At 53.3% G+C, this 17,415-nt stretch carries 22 protein-coding genes; 8 read left to right on the top strand and 14 right to left on the bottom strand.

Annotated elements, in window-relative coordinates:
- Positions 1–8: 8 nt before the first annotated feature.
- From XM38_RS24595 to XM38_RS24585, 3 genes are read left to right on the top strand one after another with little or no spacing between them, the layout of a single operon-like run.
- Positions 9–527, top strand: a complete 519-nt coding sequence (locus tag XM38_RS24595; protein ID WP_080805351.1) for an AAC(3)-I family aminoglycoside N-acetyltransferase — start codon at positions 9–11, stop codon at positions 525–527.
- A 45-nt stretch (positions 528–572) separates the two neighbouring features.
- Entirely contained in the window at positions 573–779 is a 207-nt protein-coding gene (locus tag XM38_RS24590; protein WP_137455223.1) for a hypothetical protein, read from the top strand.
- Positions 780–807: 28 nt separating this feature from the next.
- Positions 808–1,740: an aminoglycoside phosphotransferase family protein gene (locus XM38_RS24585; RefSeq protein WP_080805353.1), complete on the top strand. Its 933-nt coding sequence runs from the start codon at positions 808–810 to the stop codon at positions 1,738–1,740.
- Between the two features lie 187 nt (positions 1,741–1,927).
- Here the strand turns inward: XM38_RS24585 and XM38_RS24580 are convergent, their stop codons facing one another.
- Together XM38_RS24580 and XM38_RS24575 are read right to left on the bottom strand one after the other, a co-directional pair.
- A complete protein-coding gene (locus XM38_RS24580; protein ID WP_080805355.1) occupies positions 1,928–2,515 on the bottom strand; it encodes an NADPH-dependent FMN reductase in 588 nt (195 codons plus the stop codon).
- A gap of 207 nt (positions 2,516–2,722) precedes the next feature.
- A complete protein-coding gene (locus XM38_RS24575) occupies positions 2,723–3,427 on the bottom strand; it encodes a pirin family protein (protein WP_080805357.1) in 705 nt (234 codons plus the stop codon).
- 245 nt (positions 3,428–3,672) lie between these two features.
- Here XM38_RS24575 and XM38_RS24570 point away from each other — a divergent pair, with 245 nt between their 5' ends.
- The gene (locus tag XM38_RS24570) at positions 3,673–4,566 is read left to right on the top strand and encodes a LysR family transcriptional regulator (RefSeq protein ID WP_088431365.1); all 894 of its coding nucleotides are present in this window, start codon (positions 3,673–3,675) and stop codon (positions 4,564–4,566) included.
- A gap of 236 nt (positions 4,567–4,802) precedes the next feature.
- Here XM38_RS24570 and XM38_RS24565 read toward each other — a convergent pair whose 3' ends face one another.
- From XM38_RS24565 to XM38_RS24555, 3 genes are all read right to left on the bottom strand, one after another.
- Positions 4,803–5,147, bottom strand: a complete 345-nt coding sequence (locus XM38_RS24565) for a type II toxin-antitoxin system RelE family toxin (protein WP_088431362.1) — start codon at positions 5,145–5,147, stop codon at positions 4,803–4,805.
- Positions 5,140–5,379, bottom strand: a complete 240-nt coding sequence (locus XM38_RS24560; protein WP_080805362.1) for a hypothetical protein — start codon at positions 5,377–5,379, stop codon at positions 5,140–5,142. The genes XM38_RS24565 and XM38_RS24560 overlap by 8 nt, the downstream gene beginning before the upstream one ends.
- Before the next feature lie 279 nt (positions 5,380–5,658).
- Positions 5,659–7,029, bottom strand: a complete 1,371-nt coding sequence (locus XM38_RS24555) for an IS4 family transposase (RefSeq protein ID WP_080804995.1) — start codon at positions 7,027–7,029, stop codon at positions 5,659–5,661.
- A 49-nt stretch (positions 7,030–7,078) separates the two neighbouring features.
- Between XM38_RS24555 and XM38_RS24545 the strand changes: the two genes are divergently transcribed.
- On the top strand, positions 7,079–7,921 hold the full coding sequence (locus XM38_RS24545; protein WP_080804997.1) for a DUF488 domain-containing protein: 843 nt from the start codon (positions 7,079–7,081) through the stop codon (positions 7,919–7,921).
- Here XM38_RS24545 and XM38_RS24540 read toward each other — a convergent pair.
- The 9 genes from XM38_RS24540 to XM38_RS24510 all read right to left on the bottom strand — a co-directional run bounded on the left by XM38_RS24540 (position 7,918) and on the right by XM38_RS24510 (position 14,600).
- Positions 7,918–8,508: a transposase gene (locus XM38_RS24540; protein ID WP_080804998.1), complete on the bottom strand. Its 591-nt coding sequence runs from the start codon at positions 8,506–8,508 to the stop codon at positions 7,918–7,920. The genes XM38_RS24545 and XM38_RS24540 overlap by 4 nt on opposite strands.
- Positions 8,509–8,925: 417 nt before the next feature.
- A complete protein-coding gene (locus XM38_RS24535) occupies positions 8,926–11,148 on the bottom strand; it encodes a GUN4 domain-containing protein (RefSeq protein WP_225889409.1) in 2,223 nt (740 codons plus the stop codon).
- Between the two features lie 6 nt (positions 11,149–11,154).
- Entirely contained in the window at positions 11,155–11,679 is a 525-nt protein-coding gene (locus tag XM38_RS24530) for a hypothetical protein (protein WP_080805002.1), read from the bottom strand.
- Between the two features lie 339 nt (positions 11,680–12,018).
- Complete coding sequence (locus tag XM38_RS24525; RefSeq protein ID WP_080805004.1) at positions 12,019–12,207, bottom strand: type II toxin-antitoxin system MqsA family antitoxin; 189 nt, start codon at positions 12,205–12,207, stop codon at positions 12,019–12,021.
- Positions 12,204–12,395 carry a DUF4258 domain-containing protein gene (locus XM38_RS29305; RefSeq protein WP_080805006.1) on the bottom strand — a complete coding sequence of 64 codons (192 nt, stop codon included), beginning with the start codon at positions 12,393–12,395 and terminating at the stop codon, positions 12,204–12,206. The genes XM38_RS24525 and XM38_RS29305 overlap by 4 nt, the downstream gene beginning before the upstream one ends.
- A gap of 11 nt (positions 12,396–12,406) precedes the next feature.
- Positions 12,407–12,793, bottom strand: a complete 387-nt coding sequence (locus XM38_RS24520; protein WP_080805008.1) for a type II toxin-antitoxin system VapC family toxin — start codon at positions 12,791–12,793, stop codon at positions 12,407–12,409.
- Positions 12,790–13,011, bottom strand: coding sequence for a hypothetical protein (locus XM38_RS24515; protein ID WP_080805010.1), 222 nt, complete (start codon positions 13,009–13,011; stop codon positions 12,790–12,792). The genes XM38_RS24520 and XM38_RS24515 overlap by 4 nt, the downstream gene beginning before the upstream one ends.
- Positions 13,012–13,141: 130 nt before the next feature.
- On the bottom strand, positions 13,142–13,267 hold the full coding sequence (locus XM38_RS28110) for a hypothetical protein (protein WP_256995734.1): 126 nt from the start codon (positions 13,265–13,267) through the stop codon (positions 13,142–13,144).
- 34 nt (positions 13,268–13,301) lie between these two features.
- On the bottom strand, positions 13,302–14,600 hold the full coding sequence (locus tag XM38_RS24510) for an ATP-binding protein (RefSeq protein WP_088431358.1): 1,299 nt from the start codon (positions 14,598–14,600) through the stop codon (positions 13,302–13,304).
- A 94-nt stretch (positions 14,601–14,694) separates the two neighbouring features.
- On the opposite strand from XM38_RS24510, the gene XM38_RS24505 reads away from it, so the two are divergent.
- The 3 genes from XM38_RS24505 to rlmN all read left to right on the top strand — a co-directional run bounded on the left by XM38_RS24505 (position 14,695) and on the right by rlmN (position 17,189).
- Positions 14,695–15,021 (top strand): TMEM14 family protein, encoded by a 327-nt coding sequence (locus XM38_RS24505; protein WP_080805014.1) that lies wholly within the window; start codon positions 14,695–14,697, stop codon positions 15,019–15,021.
- 79 nt (positions 15,022–15,100) lie between these two features.
- On the top strand, positions 15,101–15,973 hold the full coding sequence (locus XM38_RS24500; protein ID WP_080805016.1) for an SPFH domain-containing protein: 873 nt from the start codon (positions 15,101–15,103) through the stop codon (positions 15,971–15,973).
- Between the two features lie 160 nt (positions 15,974–16,133).
- Complete coding sequence (gene rlmN / locus XM38_RS24495) at positions 16,134–17,189, top strand: dual-specificity RNA methyltransferase RlmN (RefSeq protein ID WP_080805215.1); 1,056 nt, start codon at positions 16,134–16,136, stop codon at positions 17,187–17,189.
- Positions 17,190–17,415 lie beyond the last annotated feature (226 nt).

Genomic DNA, 17,415 nt, shown 5'->3' with positions numbered 1-17,415 from the left:
CTTTTCCAATGAAACCAACAGACTACATAGCCATTCAGCAACTGGCTGAAACCGATATCGATTTAATGAGAGCATTGCTCACTGTCTTTGGCGATGCTTTTGATGAAGCGGACACCTATTGCCAGGCTCAGCCCAGTAATGATTACTTGCAAAAGCTACTCAGCCAACGCCACTTTATCGGGCTGGTCGCCTTAAAAGATGGAAAAGTGGTTGGCGGTCTAGCCGCCTACGAGCTGCAAAAGTTTGAACAGGAACGCAGCGAAATTTATATCTATGATTTGGCAGTCCTCGTAGAATACCGACGCCAGGGTATTGCCACGAAACTCATCGAGGCACTGAAGCCTCTTGCTGCCGACCGGGGAGCCTATCTCATTTTCGTACAGGCTGACCACGGCGATGAACCGGCTATCAGTTTGTACTCAAAACTGGGCGTTCGGGAAGATGTCTTACATTTTGATATTGCCGTAGCTGTTGGCGAGCCATTTGAGCAATCAGCGACGGGTCACTCCAAGGCATCAGAGCTTTAAAGACATGCAGCTTTAAAGACATGCACCTTCAGAAAGGACGTGATTATGAATCAGCTTCAGCCTACGCCAACGGATGTGAAGCCTTTGGGGTGGATAGGGGTCGGCCTCTCGATTCTTCTGATTGCGCTGTTGTCTAATCTCAGTCTCTATCCTCGACCAACCTCAGAAACCATTCTGGTTGCTCTCCGTATTACGTCGCTCACCTGCGGCATGACAGCACACCACAAACGTGATGGAATTGACGAGAGCTAACCCAGGAACACCGAGTGGTAAGGCAGGTATGCAAGCACATCAAACGTTAGCCTTGGCAGGGACACCAGCATCAGAACTGGAAATTGATGCAACCCTCGTCCACAGGTTGCTAGCAGACCAGCATCCTGATTTAGCGCATCTGCCAGTTCAACCTGTAGATGTTGGGTGGGATAATGCGATGTTTCGTCTGGGTGACCAGTTTTGTGTCAGACTGCCTCGCCGAAACGTTGCCGCTCCGCTCATCGAACATGAACAAACCTGGCTGCCGGTGTTGGCGAATCAACTGCCGATTGCGGTTCCAATTCCACTGAGAATCGGGTTGCCTGGCCACGGCTATCCCTGGCGATGGAGCATACTGCCGTGGTTGCCTGGTCGAGCGGCAGATCAAGCGCCACCCGATGCAAACCAAGCGCAACGGTTTGGCTCATTTCTCAAAGCACTGCATCAGCCGGCTCCAGCTAATGCGCCCCATAATCCGGTGAGGGGAGTGCCACTGAGCCAGCGGGCAGAGTCAACAGAAGAGCGCATGCAGCGACTGGAGGCCAAGACCAACCTCATTACCGAAAAGATCAGGCATATCTGGCAGGCTGCTTTGCACGCACCTGCTGATTTTCAATCCTGGTGGCTGCATGGGGATTTGCATCCCCGCAATGTGTTGGTTGAGAACGGAGTCATTACCGGCATTATCGACTGGGGCGACATCACAGCTGGCGATGTGGCAACGGATTTAGCGTCTATCTGGATGCTCTTTGCTGACCACAATGCACGCCTTCAAGCTCTGGCTGCCTATGGCGAGATTTCGGAAGCCATGCTGCTCAAGGCCAAGGGATGGGCGATCCTGTTTGGGGTCGTGCTGCTGGATACCGGACTGGTTGACCACCCCAGGCATAAAGCCTTAGGCGAAAGGATTTTGGAGCATGTCTCTCACCATCAAGACGATGCAGAATCCGCTGCATCATGAGGTTTTTCCCAAACTGATATGTGATCAGGATCTTCGGCATCACGTATAGTATCCCTGCTGTTGGAGTTAGATGCCTATCGCCGCTTCGCCATCGAGCCCTGGCCTTGGCTCGGCAGGTGCCTGCTGGGTTTGCGGCCGTGCAGCAAGTGGTGGCAGGCTTTACGGATTGGTTAGCGCAGCGGGCCTCTTAAGCAGTCTGCAACTTGGCAGTGACGTCGGCCAGTTTGGCGGCAATAGATGCGATCGCATCATGGGTTTTCTCATCTACCAGATTGCCGGCCTCATCAAAGGCCTGATAGGCTCCTGGGATGGCCTTTTGGTCGGGAATCACCAACACCCCGATGTTCTCCAGAATCGAGCGCACATGGTTAAGACCGCGCAGGCCGCCTAATCCCCCCGGAGAGGTGGCCATGATAGCGGCGGTTTTGCCCTTGAAGCAAGTCAGAGACAAAGGCGCCTCTCCTTCCTCAGGGCGAGAGGTCCAGTCGATCATGTTCTTCAATGCCCCAGAAATAGAGCTGTTGTACTCCGGCGAGGCAATCAAGAAGCCGTGGTGGTCCTTCATCAGGCCCTTGAGCTGCAGCACACTCTCGGGAAACCCATGCTGATCGAACCAATCCTGGTCGTAGATGGGCATGGGATAGTCTTTCAGATCAACATAGGTGACCTTGGCGCCGGCAGCTTCGGCCCCCGCGGCGGCAATTTTGACCAGCTTCTTGTTGAATGAGTCCCGGCGGAGGCTGCCGGCAAAGGCCAGCAGTTTTGGAGTAGTCATGGCAATAGGTCTTTACTGGGTTTTCGGCAGGCACTAGGAACTGACAATTGCTAGGAGATTGCAGCTCCTAACTCTTGATTTGATGACGGCCGACTCAGAGTTGGCTATGGCTGCCATCACAGTAGGGGGCGTCAGTATGGATTTAATTGACATCCACGAAACAATGGCCAACGGTGGTTTGCAGGGGGCCCAGATAGCCCCCTTGCCTCAAACTGCCATATCGAACAACACCACTTCGGTATCCTCGGCTTGGCTAGCAATGACTAGGGACGTTTCATCAACGATGGCGGCCCCGTCTCCGGCGGTGAGCGACTCACCATTGAGCTGAACCGCTCCGCGAGCCACCTGCAGCCAGGCGGCCCGATTGGGGGACAACTCATACTCGACGGCATCGGCTTGACTGAGTACTGCCGCGTAGAGATCCACATCTTGGTGAATGGTAATCGAGCCCTCCCGGCCCTGGCGAGAGCCGATCAACCGTAGCTGACCACGTTTATCTTCCGTGGGGATACGAATCTGTTCGTAGCTGGGCTCCAGACCAGTTTGCTCCGGCAGAATCCAGATCTGCAGCAGATGCACCGGGTCGGTGGCAGAGTGATTAAACTCACTGTGGCGAATGCCAGTACCGGCAGACATGCGCTGCACATCTCCGGGGGTAATGGCAGATCCGTTACCAATGCTGTCTTTGTGGGCTAGGGCGCCCTCGAGTACGTAGGTAATGATCTCCATATCGCGATGGCCATGGGTGCCAAATCCCTGGGATGGCTGGATCTTGTCTTCGTTGATTACCCGCAGGCTGGCAAATCCCATGTGATTGGGATCGTAGTAGTTGCCAAAGGAAAAGGTGTGGCGGCTATCGAGCCAGCCAAAGTTGGCGGCGCCACGCTGATTGGCTGGGCGAATCGTGATCATGGGGCACCTCCTCGTCGGCGCAAAGCAGTGATAGAAACGATGGCTGAAAAAACGATCTGGTTGGCAATCGCCCAGCAAAGGGCAAAGGGTGCGATCGCAAGTGACTCCTTATTAAGTACTAGAGAACCAGCTTGCTCTGGACTGAATCAGGGCTGATTGCCGTTAGCTGTATTATGAATTGAATCCAATAAAAAGACAATTGGCAATTTTATCTACAATCTGTCGCCAATTTATCAACAATAACCATGGATAAATTTGAGAGCATACGCGCCTTTACTCAGGTAGTCATCGCCGGAGGCTTTGCCGCCGCCGCCCGAGAGATGGGCCTGTCCCGCTCCGCCGTGAACAAACTGGTGATTAACCTGGAAGACCACCTGGGGGTGCAGTTGCTGCATCGCACCACCCGCCAGGTCACCCCAACGGCAACGGGCCTGTCGTTCTACGAGCGCTGCGTGGCGATTTTGGAGGACCTGCAGGAGGCAGAACTGGCCGCCACCCAAATGCAGACCGAGGTGCGCGGCAGTCTCCGCATCAATGCCCCCATGTCCTTCGGCACTCGCCATCTGGCCCCGGCCCTGGCTGAATTTCTAGCTTCCTACCCAGACCTCCAAGTGGAACTGGCCCTCAGTGATCGGTTCATCGACCCCATTGAAGAGGGCTTCGACATTACGATACGCATCGCCCAGCCCCCCACCAGCCCCAGCCTGATTGTGCATGAGTTGATGCCAGTGCAGCGGGTCCTCTGCGCCACCCCTAACTATTTAAATAAGAAGGGCTGGCCCCAACATGCCCAAGACTTATCCCAGCATTCCTGCCTCCACTACGGCTATCTGGCCACCGGCAACCAGTGGATCCTGGAGGGACCTGACGGCCGACACGCAGTGACTGTAAATGGGGCGTTGTGCTGCAATAACGGTGAAGTCTTGCGGCAAGCGGCCCTGCAGGGACTAGGCATTGCCCTACTCCCCACCTTTATCGTCGGTGATGATCTGCAACACGGCACCTTACACCCCCTGTTGACGGATTACACCGCCCCAGCCATCGCCATGTCTGTGATTTACCCGGTCAACCGCCATCTCTCTGCTAAGGTGCAGCTGTTTACCGAGTGTTTACAGGCTCGTTTCGGTGAGAATGAATAGAGAAGTGTTCGTATGGCTGCTGATTTTCATGGCATTGCTGTGTGCTGAGCACTTACTACTTTAATCAGAGCGTTTGCTCCCATGACTCAATCGCGTTCCCGCCGGGGGGTCAGGGGGCGATCGCCAGCAAGATCTGGCTCGACTGACGGACCCATGCCCTGAAGGTTTTGCTTACCAGCGATTGCCCACAGGGGCAGCAGTTGATGTTGCAGACAGTGATTTATGACAGTTTCTGTTCACTGATATTCTTTGATGACGGCCTGGATTTCTGCTGCTGTCACATCCGTTCGATCTGATTTGGCGTAAATCAGTAGCAGCAGCACTGAGGTTGGCTCAATCACCTGATAAATCACCCGGTAGCCCACTCGCTTGCCTTTGCGGATGTCGCTGTTTTTGACGCGGACTTTGAAGACTGTAAATCCAGTGCCCGGTATCTGATCACCTAGAAACTCTCCGGCTTGCAGGCGAGTGATTAGGGATTGGAGATCGCTACGAATCTGACGATAGCGCTTTGCCAGACTGCGAAGCTGAGTTTTGAATTCAGCGGAAAACTGAATTTGGACGGCAGGCGGTTCACTCATCAATGCCGTTCCAGAGGTCTTCGATGGGGTAAACTCTGCCTGCTTTGACATCCTCTAGGGACACTCGCAGACTCTCAAGCACGACTGCTTTGGGAGTGTCGTCAGGATCTGATGGCTCAACGAGGTCGGCGAGGGACTCCAAAATCAGGGTTTCTAAGGGAATGTTGAGCTGGCTGGCTCGCTGGGTGAGCTTTTGTTGGAGGTCATCTGGGATTTGAATGGTGATTTGCATAAAGTACTGTTCTGAAAGTTGATAGTTATTGGCGAGTTGGGTGGCAATGCGAAGGTGATTCTAATAACTGAGTTGTCTGACAGTCGCTGTTCTCCAATCATAGCGATCGCTGCTCTCATCAGGTTGATCACTGCGATCGCATCATCGTCTTAGAGCACGGGCAGATCATCGAACAGGGTAGCCACGAGCAGCTCATGGCACTACAGGGACAATATCACCTGATGTTTAGCCGCCAGGCCAGTAGTTATCTATAACCGAATGGCACTGACGTAAGCCCTATCAAGCGACCAGCTTAGCTTTCAGGACCGAGCGGGGTTCTTGCATTCTTGGAAAAGGTTTAGGACGACGTTTGACGACTCGAGGTTCTGAGCGGTTCGGTCGAGGGGGAATTATCAGCTCTCGCACAGCGCTTAACAAGGCTTGGTACCCCTGCCCTCGCTTGGATGGAGCCAGATGCAGGAACTCGGCTCGGAAGTGATTGAATTGTTGCCGAGTGCCCTGCAGGGAGACCCGTAAAGCGCCGACCTCAGAGTGGGCTGTGGCATCCCACATCAGCGTCCGCAGCAGATTGTAGCTCACCAAATGCAGCCAAATACTTTTGGTTACCATGGCCGGCGTTTTGGCCGCAATCATCTCCATGGCTAAGGTGGTCTTGAGATGCCTGAGATTGACTTCGCTAGCCTGCCAACGGCGGTGATAGAGTTCGGCCAATTTGGCTTTGGGATAGCGTTTAGGGTCTCTCAGCGTGGTCACCACCACTACGTTGGTGGGGCGAAACCCAGGCACCTGAATCGAGAGATAGACTTCCCGCACCTCAATCGACTCGGGCAAGGCCCCAAGCTCCCCAGATGAGAGGGCCTTGGGGTATTGTTTCGGGCGCTGCCAACGGACGATGTGGTCGCCAATGCCTAATTTTTTGCCTCGCCTGAAATCACAGCGGCGCTGATGATGCTTGCGAAAGACGGCATCGGCTCCCGTCAAGGCGACCCAGGCCAGATCCACATAGGTGCCATAGGCTGAATCGGCCACCACCACATCCTCCGGGCGCAGCTTCCGATAGAGTTGGCGGGCCAAGCGCCATTCACTCACCCGAAAGGGGGCCATCGCCACCTCCAGGACCGCGCCGGTCGTCACACAAAACCACACCTGCAGCTTGAGAATGGGAAAGCCACAGCCGGCTTTTTGATTGCTGTGTTGGGGATACGCCGCTTGATTGGCTGCGGTATCACTCATCAAGACGGTCGTCGCATCAAAGGCCTTGACCGGACGACCACACCACCGTTGAGCGGGCGGCACCTTCTGTCGCAAGGCCCTCGCTACCCGCTGTAACAAAGGCGGGAAAATTGACTCGGGAAGACGTTTTCGCGCTTTACTGTAGCCCCCGGTATCGGCTGACGGCACCGTCAATCCCGACAAGCTCATCCAGGTCGTCACCCGCTTGACGGCATGACTGAGACTACCATCGACATCGAGCACTTGGGAGAGCCAACTCCAGAGCACCACCATGGGCGTGTATAACACTCGGCGATACCGGATTCCTTGCTCGTTCAGCACTGACTGAATCTCAGCTTCCGGCAGCACCTCAGCAAACGGGAGAGCGATACTGTTCTGGTATTTCTCCTTGAGGACTTCGGCACGATTCGGCATCATAGAGGCATAGTTATGGGCTTCAACACTTCGATTCTTACAGATCAAGCGCTTGAAGCCTTTTCTGCTCTCTTATGTCAGTGCCATTCCCCTACAGTTGATGAAGTGGGCATTTCTGCTGGGGCAGGAAACGCAATCTCATGGCGGCAAGACTTTCTATCAGTTCATCCCCTATCGTTATGGACCCTACTCATTCACCCTGAACCGTGAAACGGATACGTTGGTTCGCAATGGCTTTATGGAGAAGGCTGCCGATAGGCTTTGGCAGTTGACGACTCTGGGCAAAGAGCAGGAAGTTAAGCTACCCAAGACGATCGCTCAAGACATTACGGCTGTCACCCAGCAGTACGGCAATTTTTCTGGCTCAGCCTTGATCGATACGGTCTATGCCAACTATCCCTGGTTTACGGTGAACAGTGATTTGCCGAGGCAACGCCGAGAACAGCGCCCTGTGGCTGATCAGGCGATTTATACCGCTGGCTACGAAGGCAAAACCGTTGATGAGTTTTTGAATCTGCTGATGCGATCGGGTATTCGCAGGTTAATTGACGTTCGCTACAATCCGATTTCCCGTCGCTATGGTTTTCATAAGAGCACTCTCAAGCGGTTATGCAATGCGCTGGATATTGATTACCAGCATTTGCCGGGGTTAGGGATTCCGGGTTCAGCGAGAGCAAATTTGTCCTCAACGGACAGCTATGTGGCTCTGTTTAAGGAATATCGGTGTGGTCTGTCGGACCGCTGGGATGACTTGCACAGGGCAATGTCGTTACTGAAGTCTGAACCGAGTGTTTTGGTGTGTATGGAAGCAAACCCGGAATGCTGTCATCGGACTGTGCTGGCTCAGCATCTGATAGACATGATGGAGTTGTCAATTAAGCATCTTGGCAGCTAAAACTTTGATGGATTAGACGGATTTAGCTGGTCATTTTGCCAGGTAGCAGGATTGTTTTGGATATATTGCTGAATTCTTTGGAGGGACTCTTCACTGCGGATGATGTGGTCATAATAATTGCGCTGCCAGACTGGGGTTCTTGGTGAATTGCGGGCAGTATTGATGCGTTTGGTCGTGGCAGATTTAAATCCGGCAATGAATGATGACAGCGAACGGGGTTTCATCGGGGGAACAACGCGCTGCGAATGCCCCGTTCGCTGTAGGGGCAAACGGCCGTTTGCCCCTACGATCCGGCCGTGCACCCCTACCAGATGTGTCGGGTTAATCAACACAATGCCATGCAGGTGGTTGGGCATAATCACCCATTGATCGAAATCAATTTCCTGCCGGATGCTGCTGGATTGCAGCCATTCTTCGGCGATGATCTGGCCGCATTCATTCAATTGCATTGCGCCGTCGATGATTCGTCCAAATAGGCACTGACGCTGAAAGGTGCAGAGGGTGATGAAATAAGCCCCAGCGGATGAATAGTTGTATCCCTTGAGACGAATAGACCGACGGTGGTGTTTGTCGGGGTTGTATGGCACGGGAATTGACGCATGGGAATAAGGTTAGGATTCCCAGATCGATCCGTTGCGGATCTTGTGGCTAGGAAAGATGCTGGCAAATGTCATAGACGTAATGTTTGGAGGGCGTACGGCGTACGCCCCTACGATTTTTCGGTGTGGATGCCCAATCGTGGGTTATCTGTTTGTGGATCGTCTGTCTGTGGTAGGGCAAACGGCCGTTTGCCCCTACAGGGTCTGTCGGGTTAATCAACGCAATTCGTTTGTAGGTGGTTTGGTCAATGCCCTGAATCCGGAGATTTCAGGTATGCAATTTGACAACAGTACGTAGAAATTGATAACAACCTCGGTGCCAGGTAAGAAAACGCTGGAACCCTCATGTTCTCGCAGATCGGCACCTGGCAATAAAAGTTTAGGAATGTCTGAAGTGCCTATGAATTAGACTTTACAAGTCTGGATGCGAGAGAAGAGAAATACCATGCCCCAGCACGTATCGTCCAACGACCCCAAAACCCCAGCACAATCCACACAGCCCCCACCCCCCCCCGAGACATCACCGCAAACAACCACCACACCAGGGAGGTGTCCCACCGGGGCAGAAGAAGTGTCGAAAGTTACTTGGCTGTAGGAGATATAGTTTCCGTTTACCCGCCAGCCGTTGCGATCGCTCATTTTTTTGAAGGCCGCGCTGGCGGCTTGTTTGTCTCTGCCAAAATCTAGCTTACCACCTACCTCTAGCCAGATTTGCTCTTGCACACTAAAGCCAAAGTGTCCATTGCTATAAGTGACCCATAAAAAATCGATCAGCCGCAAGTCTACACCTGGGAAGTGTTTAATGTCATCAACGCTTAAATAGCCCTGATCTTTCTTGCCGGCGACTTTAAGCATCACCTTAATGGTTTCCTGATCGGCCCTTTGCCATTGTCCGGTCGATAGATAGTAGGCCAGTGGTTGATACTGTTCAGGCACGCGAAACCTAACTAACTGAATCCTGCCGTCGAATGGTTGCTGCGGTCGATACTGCGCTGTTTCTCCAAACTGCTTCTGAGTCATTTGGCTGAGCCAACCACAAAATTGGTAGGCATCCCAAATATCAATGCCTGTCACCGGCTGCTTAGCATCGGGGATGGCTTTGCGATTGGGCGAAGGCATGGAACGTTCGGACTCTGCCATCTCTCGCAACAATATTTGATCCTGCACAAACTGATATTCAGCCCAGGTAACGTATTCGGAATCTTCTATCTCTGGGATTTCATCGGTTATCGTCTGCGGCTCTCGCATGTCGGTATTCAGGCGGTTCAAGCGCACCGACAGCAGAACTCTGGCGGCCAGACGAAATTCTTCTAAATCGCTGGAATGTAACCCCCGGTCCAGTTCTTGTTCTAGTTTTTGCTGAGTTGCCGGATCGAGGTTTTCCGTATCGTTCAGGCATTCATAGGCTAAGGCCAGAGCCGCAACTGAACGATGCTCTTCCTTCAAAGCCGCTTCAATAATGGCTGTGGCATCTGCCTGAGCCGCATAAAAGCGAATGGTTTCGCGCCACCATGCCAACGCTTGCTCACCCACCGCAAAGGCGTTTAGCAAGCAGTCGATCCGTCCGGTTCGTTTCAGTTCGGCGGCGGTTAAATATTCCTGAAAGGTGCGGTGGGCAAATTCGTACAGTCCTTCTTGCTGGCGATCGCTCAGCAGTTCCCGCACGCCAACTTCATCTTTACCGATAAATTCCTCTGGCGTCGGCGCATGCCTAGGAACGCGGCTGAGTTCTGCTTGGAGTAGGGCCTTTGCTTGAGTATACGTCCCTTCTTTCGCGGGTTTGTTGTCTAAGGTGAACTGGAGCATTCCGGCCTTGGTCATCTCCAGGGCCAAGCGCTGCAAAATTCCCTGCTTACGACTGGCGGATAATACCGCTTCCGTTGTCTTGCGGTAGCGTTGTCGTCCTTCTAGCAGCACTTGGCAAACCTCGCCGTAGAGATCCACTCGCTTGCTGGCCAGTTTGCCCTTGTCGACATGGGTGCGGGCCATCAAAGACAACAGCAATGGGTTGGTGGCCATGAGTCGCAATGTTGGAGACGACTCAATTTGATAGATCAAGCCTTCTGCCCGCTGTCTAGCTTTCTCGGTGTTGACTCTGCCCTCGGTTGTGTTCTTGCGCCAGTTGAAGCACCAATTGTGGATAAAGGTATTGCGTTCCTTGGTCGAGAACGGCTGTACCTCAAGCTCAATGGCATTTTCATAGAGAGGCGCTTTTTTATACGCATCCGGTCGAGATGTCAGAATGAATGGCGTCTCGTAGTAGTCTTTGAGTTGCCGATCTACCCACCGACTGACTGCTTGCCGTTGGCTATCATCGGCAATTTCATCTAAGCCGTCTAACATTACCAGGCAACGACCGCGGCGCAGCCGCTTCTCAAACCATCGAGGACTCTCCTCTAGTTTGGCTTTCAGGTCACCAGATTTTCCTTGAAAGAACTGCTTCGTCAGGTCAGCTAAGGATGGCTCAGGATGTTCCAGAATGAGTTCGTAGATTTCTCGTAGGCGCAATAAGACCGGATGCAGTTTTGGGACTCGTGGATGTAGTCGCCGCCGTTTGCGAATGGCGTACATTAATGTGATGTGACGCATCAAGGTCGATTTGCCTGAACCCGGAGCGCCCAAAATCACCAGATGTCAGCAACGGCTTTTCGGGCTGCCAATGGTCGAAATCAATTTGCCAATTCTTTGAAAGGCTTGTGGGTCAAATGCCCGTCGCTGCTGTCTGACAATGTCTTGAGAGACATTTCTGGCCGCGTTTTCCGAAAGCTTCAGGGGGACATAGACGGCTTCTAGGCTGAGTCCTCCTGCATTGAACCCTCGCCCTTCGTAGTCTTCGCAATCGGCTTTCAAGTATCTGTAATAAATGCCTTCAGTGCGATCAGTGAGTTCAGCACAGCCTTCCTCTAGCTTGCGTAATATCCAGTCCAGTAGCTTATCGAAGTAGGGCAGTAGCCTGCTGCCAATCCGAAGTAATAGCCAAGCTCCTGCTGCGATTCCCAGAAAAATACCAAATGATCGCCAGTCTGGATTAGGAGGCTTAGCATAACTAACTGCAATGGCGATAAAAACACTGGGAACCCCCCAATCAACATACTTTTTGTCCAAGAGTTTTTGGACAGGATCCCACCAGCTAGGTTGATTTCCAGGACTTTGCGTCATGCTCCATCAGAATCAGGAATGGCTTACCGCTATCTTAACCAGCTCATCAGTTCAGCAAGAGAAAATTTCGGAAAATCAAAGGTCTATCAGCAAAAGCGAAACAGACATTAAGGATTAAGTTCGTCCCACTTTTGCTGAACTTTCTAGAGTTTGACTGTGCTACGGTCAATCCACCTGTCGATCGCGCCTTAACAAGCTGAACACCTCCCCCTACTCAGGCGTCATCAACATCCCCGACTCGGGAATCGCGCTCAATTTCTTCCAGGCAGAGCAATGGCTTCAAGCTGATAGCGACGAATCTCAACCTCAGCACCACTAGCGTTGGTCAAAGACCGGCCTCTAGGCCATCACCTCTTCCGCCCGCTCTAGCAATTCCCCGGTCACCTCGTCGCTGAGGTAATATTCACCACAGTTTTCACAAATCTCAGCAGGCACCCGCTTAAACACCACAATCGCCCCCTCACGCTCCAGCGTGACCGTCACCCAGCCAGCCTGGGTTTGCCCTTGCTTACAAATGACACACATCATGGTCTTTTCCGAGTTTTGAAGTCAGGTTGCCAGAGATTTGCATCAGGCTCATGGGCAGTCACGACATAAACCGTCTGAGTTTCATTATCCTTTGCTGCCACCACATGAATCGGGCGCTGATTCACCATGTCAAACATCAGGTAGCTGGGATAAGGCCTATCATCCGGATAAGCAGCGATCGCTCTCATATCGGGCACTGCTACCAAATCATTTGGCAGTCATAGTGGTTAAAAGCTGGGTCTTTAGACACTAGCGTTGCTGCCTCGACCCGACTCTGGGCGATGAGCAACCGATCAAACGGGTCTTTGTGATGCCAGGGCAACTGGTCAAGCTCAATAATATGGGCAAGGGCGATAGGAAGAATCACAACACCGTTCTGGCTTTCCTGCCGTTGAACGATATCCAGCAAAGGCGCTTTCAACTCAAGTTTGCCTAAATGTGCCTTAATCTGAATCTCCCAAACGCTCACCAAGCTGAGTAAAAGCTCATTATCAGGGCTTTTCAATAAGTCCAACGTGCCCTCAGGAATCTGGCTCGATTGGCTGTCCCACCAGATAAACGTGTGAGTATCCAACAAAAGCTTCATCCTTCACCTAGCCAGAAGCTATCAGGCAAAGGTTCATTAAAATCATCTGCGACAACAAACGCCCCAGGATGTAAATCTGGCTGACGTTGTTTTGTAGATTGACTTTCAAATTGGACTGGCATCTTAGCCTCAACCCATTGCAACAAACGAGTCGCTAGATGAAACTGCTCTTGCCAACTCAAGCGTTGAGCCTCTTGTATTAACTCTTGCAACGTCATGGTTGTCGTCTCTAGGTAAGCCTGCCCCTAGCATACCTAACCTCTCTTCAATTAACCTCTCTTCAATACATAGTCACAGCCTGAACCCCAACAAAGGCCAAGAACTTCAGTAGTCCCTAGCCATTGAGACTTACCCTAACTGCCGGTACTGCAGCAGATAGCTAAATACCTCTCCCTGCTCCAGGGCAATCAAAATCCCTGACTCCGGTATCGCCACCAACCGTCTCCACTCCCGCTGCTCGGCGTACTGGAGCAAATGCAGGGGTTAGATGTATCGTTCCACAACATTCCTAATCACTGTCTCCCTCTCCTAGCGCTAAGTCCGCCTGCAGAAAGTCAATAAACTGGCCGGCGGTACGGCCGGAGCGACCATTGTGGCGAGTGGCCCATTGCAACGCCTGACGTTCCAGGTCGGCGTCGGCTAACTGAATCCCCGCCTGGCTGGCCAAGTGCTTGACGATGGTGAGATAGGTGGGTTGGTCGGCGGCTTCGAAGGTGAGGGTGAGGCCGAAGCGATCGCTGAAGGAGAGTTTCTCCTGCAGGGTGTCCCAGGCCTGCACTTCGTCCTGATCGCGAGGACGGGGCCGTTCGCTGAAGAATTCCCGCACCAAGTGACGGCGGTTGGAGGTAGCATAGACCACCACGTTGTCGGGGCGGGCGGTGAGGCTGCCTTCTAAGACTACTTTCAACGCTTTGAAGGCGTCGTCGTCCTCTTCGAAGGAGAGATCATCGACGAAGAGGATAAATTTCAAGGGGACTAGCCGCAGCTGCTCCACGATCTGGGGCAGATCCTGTAGGTCAGCCTTGGCGACTTCCACCAGTCGCAGCCCCTGGGGATGATACTGGTTCAATAGGGCTTTGACCAGGGAAGACTTGCCACTGCCCCGACTGCCATAGAGCAGCACATGAAGGGCGCGATGGCCAGCCAACAAGAATTCGGTATTGCGAATCAGGATCTGGCGGGGATAGTCGTAGGCGGCCAGTTGGTCTAGGCGAATGGGATCAGCATGGGCGATGCCTAGCAGCTGCCCCTTCTGCCAGCGCAGGGCCCGGTAGCGGGCAAATAGCCCAGTGCCGTGGTGACGGTAGTGGGCAACCAGTTCGTCGAGGCCGTCGCTCCAATTGGTCAGGTGAAAGAGTTTCAGGGATGGAGCTGGCTCTGGCAGTTGCCAAACCACAGGGGGCTCGGGTAATTGACACAGGGTTTGGACCCAGTGGGCTAGAGTCTGTTCCGGAAACCCATATAGGCTCTGCAGCCGCTGCAGATCGTGCCGGGCAGCTTGTACCAAGGGAGTGGGGAGATGGGCTAAGTCTGTCTGCTGACTCCAGTGGCTGAAGGGATTATCGGCCTCTAGAATGCGCTGCAGTAGATGACTGCACCAGCTCTCGCCTGGTTTGGCCAGGGCAGCAAACCAGTTGCCGTAGGCTTGGAGGCAACTATCACTGTCGCTGGCGTAGAGGGCATCGAGGAGTTGCAGAAATGCCTGGCCAGGGGGAGTTTCCCAGACGGCATAGTACAACAGCAGAGAGCGGGCCTGCTGTCGATAATGCTGGATGTCGGCGATGACGGTGGGGGCAAGTCCACTCATGGATAGGGGAATGTAACGATTGCCTGAGGGTAAGGCCGGATAATCCGTAAACCTGGCAGGATAGGAGGCGACCTGTTAGCACCATAGGGGATCGATGACACTCGGCACAGCGGTTGCGATCGCATACGGCATCCTTGCCATCCTGGGAGGCATCATGGGCTACGTCAAGGTACGCAGCCGTCCCTCCCTCATCTCTGGCCTCATCAGCGGCGCCTTGCTCATCCTCGGCGGAGTGCTTTGGGCCGGCGGGAATCTCCTGGGGCAGTGGCTTGCCCTAATCGTTACCCTGGTCCTCATCATCGTTTTCATCGATCGCCTGCGCAAGACCCGCAAATTCATGCCGGCTGGCCTGATGATTATCGCCGGGATCATCGCCCTCATTGCCATGGTGATGTCCTCACTACAACTGCCCAGCACCTGAGGGCCAATTTGCCGCTGAATCGGTAAGAAGGCTTTAGACTTGTCGATATCACGTTATCAGCACCAGGAGCGTACCCACCATGGGGTCCCCATCAATCTTTGCCGCTCTGGCCTTCCTGATTGTCGCCTATACCGTTGGGTCTGTGCGCATCATTAATCAAGGCAATGAAGGCCTAGTGGAGCGATTGGGTCGCTATCGAGGCAAACTGAAGCCAGGCCTCAACTTTATCATCCCAATGCTAGATGCAGTCGTCCTGATAGACAGCATTCGAGAGCGCATTCTAGATGTGCAGCCCCAGGCTGCCATCACTAAAGACAACGTTGCCCTGCAAGTAGACGCCGTTGTCTATTGGAAGATTCTAGACCTAGAGCGTACCTACTATGCCGTAGAGGATATTGAAGCCGCCATTCGAGAGCTGGTAATCACCACCGTGCGCTCAGAGATCGGTAAAATGCGGCTGGAAGAGACCTTCTCCCTACGAGAGGACATGAACAAGGCGCTCTTAGATCAACTCGACGAGGCCACCGAACCTTGGGGGGTTAAGGTAACTCGAGTAGAAGTGCAAAAAATTGAACCCCCGCCCGATGTGATTGAATCGATGCAACAGCAACAGGCCGCAGAACTGAAACGGCGGGCCACCGTGCTAGAAGCTGAGGGAGAACAACAGGCTGACATCACTCGAGCCGAAGGCACCGTAAAATCCATCCAAATGCTGTCTGATGCCCTGAAAGAGCGCCCCAACTCCAAAGAGATCCTCAATTTCCTGATTGCCCAGAGCTATGTTGAGTCCAACCAAAAACTCAGCGCTAGCGACAATTCCAAAGTAGTCTTCATGGACCCCAAAATGCTCACCGAAGGGCTAGTGGACTTGATGAATTCTCCCACTCAGCCTGAAGCGCCAAATGACGAGCCCCCAGGTCGACGGCGACGCCATCGGCAAGACCAAGGCTAACGCCTGCCAACTAGGCTTACCGATCTACTCGAGGCTCCCCTCACCCTGATACAGAGCTAGCCGACACTACACGTTGAGAGATTGTTAGGATAGGACCCTATCTCGAGTTCACCTCGTGTGTTGTCGTGTCGCCCTAGTCACCTGCCTCGACGTTGCTGCCATGGCTGATGCCACCCTTACCTCCGCCCCGACGACATCCCTCACGCCCCTGTTAGGCGCTTCCCAAAGACAGCTCACTGACTGGGTTATTGCCCAAGGCCAACCGGCCTATCGCGGCGGGCAACTCCATCGCTGGATCTATCACCAGGGCATCCGCTCCCTAGCCGATATCTCGGTATTTCCCAAGGCCTGGCGGCAGCAGGTGGCCGATATTCCCATTGGCCGCTCTCAGTTGCATCATCGCGTCACCGCTCCAGACGACACCGTCAAATATCTACTGCGCCTAGCCGACGGTCACATCATCGAAACCGTTGGTATTCCCAGTGCCCAAAGACTCACAGTCTGTGTGTCATCGCAGATCGGGTGTCCCATGGCCTGTGACTTTTGTGCCACTGGCAAAGGCGGGTTTCTGCGTAACCTGGCCACCCATGAGATTGTCGATCAAGTTCTGACGGTACAAGAAGACTTTCAACAGCGAGTCAGCCATATCGTCTTCATGGGCATGGGAGAACCGCTCCTGAATGTCGACGCTGTTGTAGCAGCGATTCGCTGCCTCAATCAGGATGTGGGAATTAGTCAACGCGCCATGACCCTGTCAACCGTTGGCTTGCCGGGGCGAATTCAACAACTAGCGCAGCACCAACTGCAAATCACCTTGGCGGTGAGCCTGCATGGGTCGAACCAATCCTTACGGGAGCGCTTGATTCCCAGTGCCCGCCATTATCCCTTCCAGGCCCTGCTGGATGACTGTCGTGAGTATGTCAATCAAACTGGGCGGCGGGTCAGTTTCGAATACATCCTATTGGCAGGTGTCAATGATCGGGTGAACCATGCCATCGAGTTAGCAGAACACCTGCGGGGCTTTCAAAGCCATGTCAACTTAATTCCCTACAATCCCATTGATGAAGCTGATTATCAGCGCCCCAGCCACCGGCATATTCGCCGATTTGTTCAGACCCTGGCAGAGCACCACATTGCCGTAAGCGTCCGCTATTCCCGCGGTCTAGAGAAATCAGCCGCTTGTGGCCAGTTGCGAGCCTCGCAATCAGCTAAATAGGCACCATTGGCAGTAGTCCCCATAACAGGGAAGCTCGAATAAAACACGTTAGGATAAAAACAGTGCCTCACAGGAATCTGGTAGGGAGGTCCTTGAGCTGCCCGGCCCCGAGTCTGAATACTGACTCCTAATGAGTTAAGGTGATGACTCCAGGGCTGCTGGTAAAAGGTTCCCTGCCAAGGTTGCCTCGTGTCCTTTCCCTGGGTGGGTAACCCCTATATTGACA

Origin of the sequence: Halomicronema hongdechloris C2206, assembly GCF_002075285.3 — a bacterium.
GTDB classification, from domain to species: domain Bacteria; phylum Cyanobacteriota; class Cyanobacteriia; order Phormidesmidales; family Phormidesmidaceae; genus Halomicronema_B; species Halomicronema_B hongdechloris.
Note: the sequence above shows the minus strand (reverse complement) of the source record. Positions and strands in the feature narration are given on the sequence as shown.

Coding starts and splice junctions, on each gene's coding strand:
- XM38_RS24520 (WP_080805008.1), bottom strand. CDS start 12,793: ATGAAGCTTTTGTTGGATACTCACACGTTTATCTGGTGGGACAGCCAA.
- XM38_RS24565 (WP_088431362.1), bottom strand. CDS start 5,147: ATGAGTGAACCGCCTGCCGTCCAAATTCAGTTTTCCGCTGAATTCAAA.
- XM38_RS29305 (WP_080805006.1), bottom strand. CDS start 12,395: ATGAGAGCGATCGCTGCTTATCCGGATGATAGGCCTTATCCCAGCTAC.
- XM38_RS24580 (WP_080805355.1), bottom strand. CDS start 2,515: ATGACTACTCCAAAACTGCTGGCCTTTGCCGGCAGCCTCCGCCGGGAC.
- XM38_RS24515 (WP_080805010.1), bottom strand. CDS start 13,011: ATGACGTTGCAAGAGTTAATACAAGAGGCTCAACGCTTGAGTTGGCAA.
- XM38_RS24500 (WP_080805016.1), top strand. CDS start 15,101: ATGGGGTCCCCATCAATCTTTGCCGCTCTGGCCTTCCTGATTGTCGCC.
- XM38_RS24595 (WP_080805351.1), top strand. CDS start 9: ATGAAACCAACAGACTACATAGCCATTCAGCAACTGGCTGAAACCGAT.
- XM38_RS24570 (WP_088431365.1), top strand. CDS start 3,673: ATGGATAAATTTGAGAGCATACGCGCCTTTACTCAGGTAGTCATCGCC.
- XM38_RS24575 (WP_080805357.1), bottom strand. CDS start 3,427: ATGATCACGATTCGCCCAGCCAATCAGCGTGGCGCCGCCAACTTTGGC.
- XM38_RS24590 (WP_137455223.1), top strand. CDS start 573: ATGAATCAGCTTCAGCCTACGCCAACGGATGTGAAGCCTTTGGGGTGG.
- XM38_RS24505 (WP_080805014.1), top strand. CDS start 14,695: ATGACACTCGGCACAGCGGTTGCGATCGCATACGGCATCCTTGCCATC.
- XM38_RS24585 (WP_080805353.1), top strand. CDS start 808: ATGCAAGCACATCAAACGTTAGCCTTGGCAGGGACACCAGCATCAGAA.
- XM38_RS24560 (WP_080805362.1), bottom strand. CDS start 5,379: ATGCAAATCACCATTCAAATCCCAGATGACCTCCAACAAAAGCTCACC.
- XM38_RS24510 (WP_088431358.1), bottom strand. CDS start 14,600: ATGAGTGGACTTGCCCCCACCGTCATCGCCGACATCCAGCATTATCGA.
- rlmN (WP_080805215.1), top strand. CDS start 16,134: ATGGCTGATGCCACCCTTACCTCCGCCCCGACGACATCCCTCACGCCC.
- XM38_RS24530 (WP_080805002.1), bottom strand. CDS start 11,679: ATGACGCAAAGTCCTGGAAATCAACCTAGCTGGTGGGATCCTGTCCAA.
- XM38_RS24555 (WP_080804995.1), bottom strand. CDS start 7,029: ATGATGCCGAATCGTGCCGAAGTCCTCAAGGAGAAATACCAGAACAGT.
- XM38_RS24525 (WP_080805004.1), bottom strand. CDS start 12,207: ATGATGTGTGTCATTTGTAAGCAAGGGCAAACCCAGGCTGGCTGGGTG.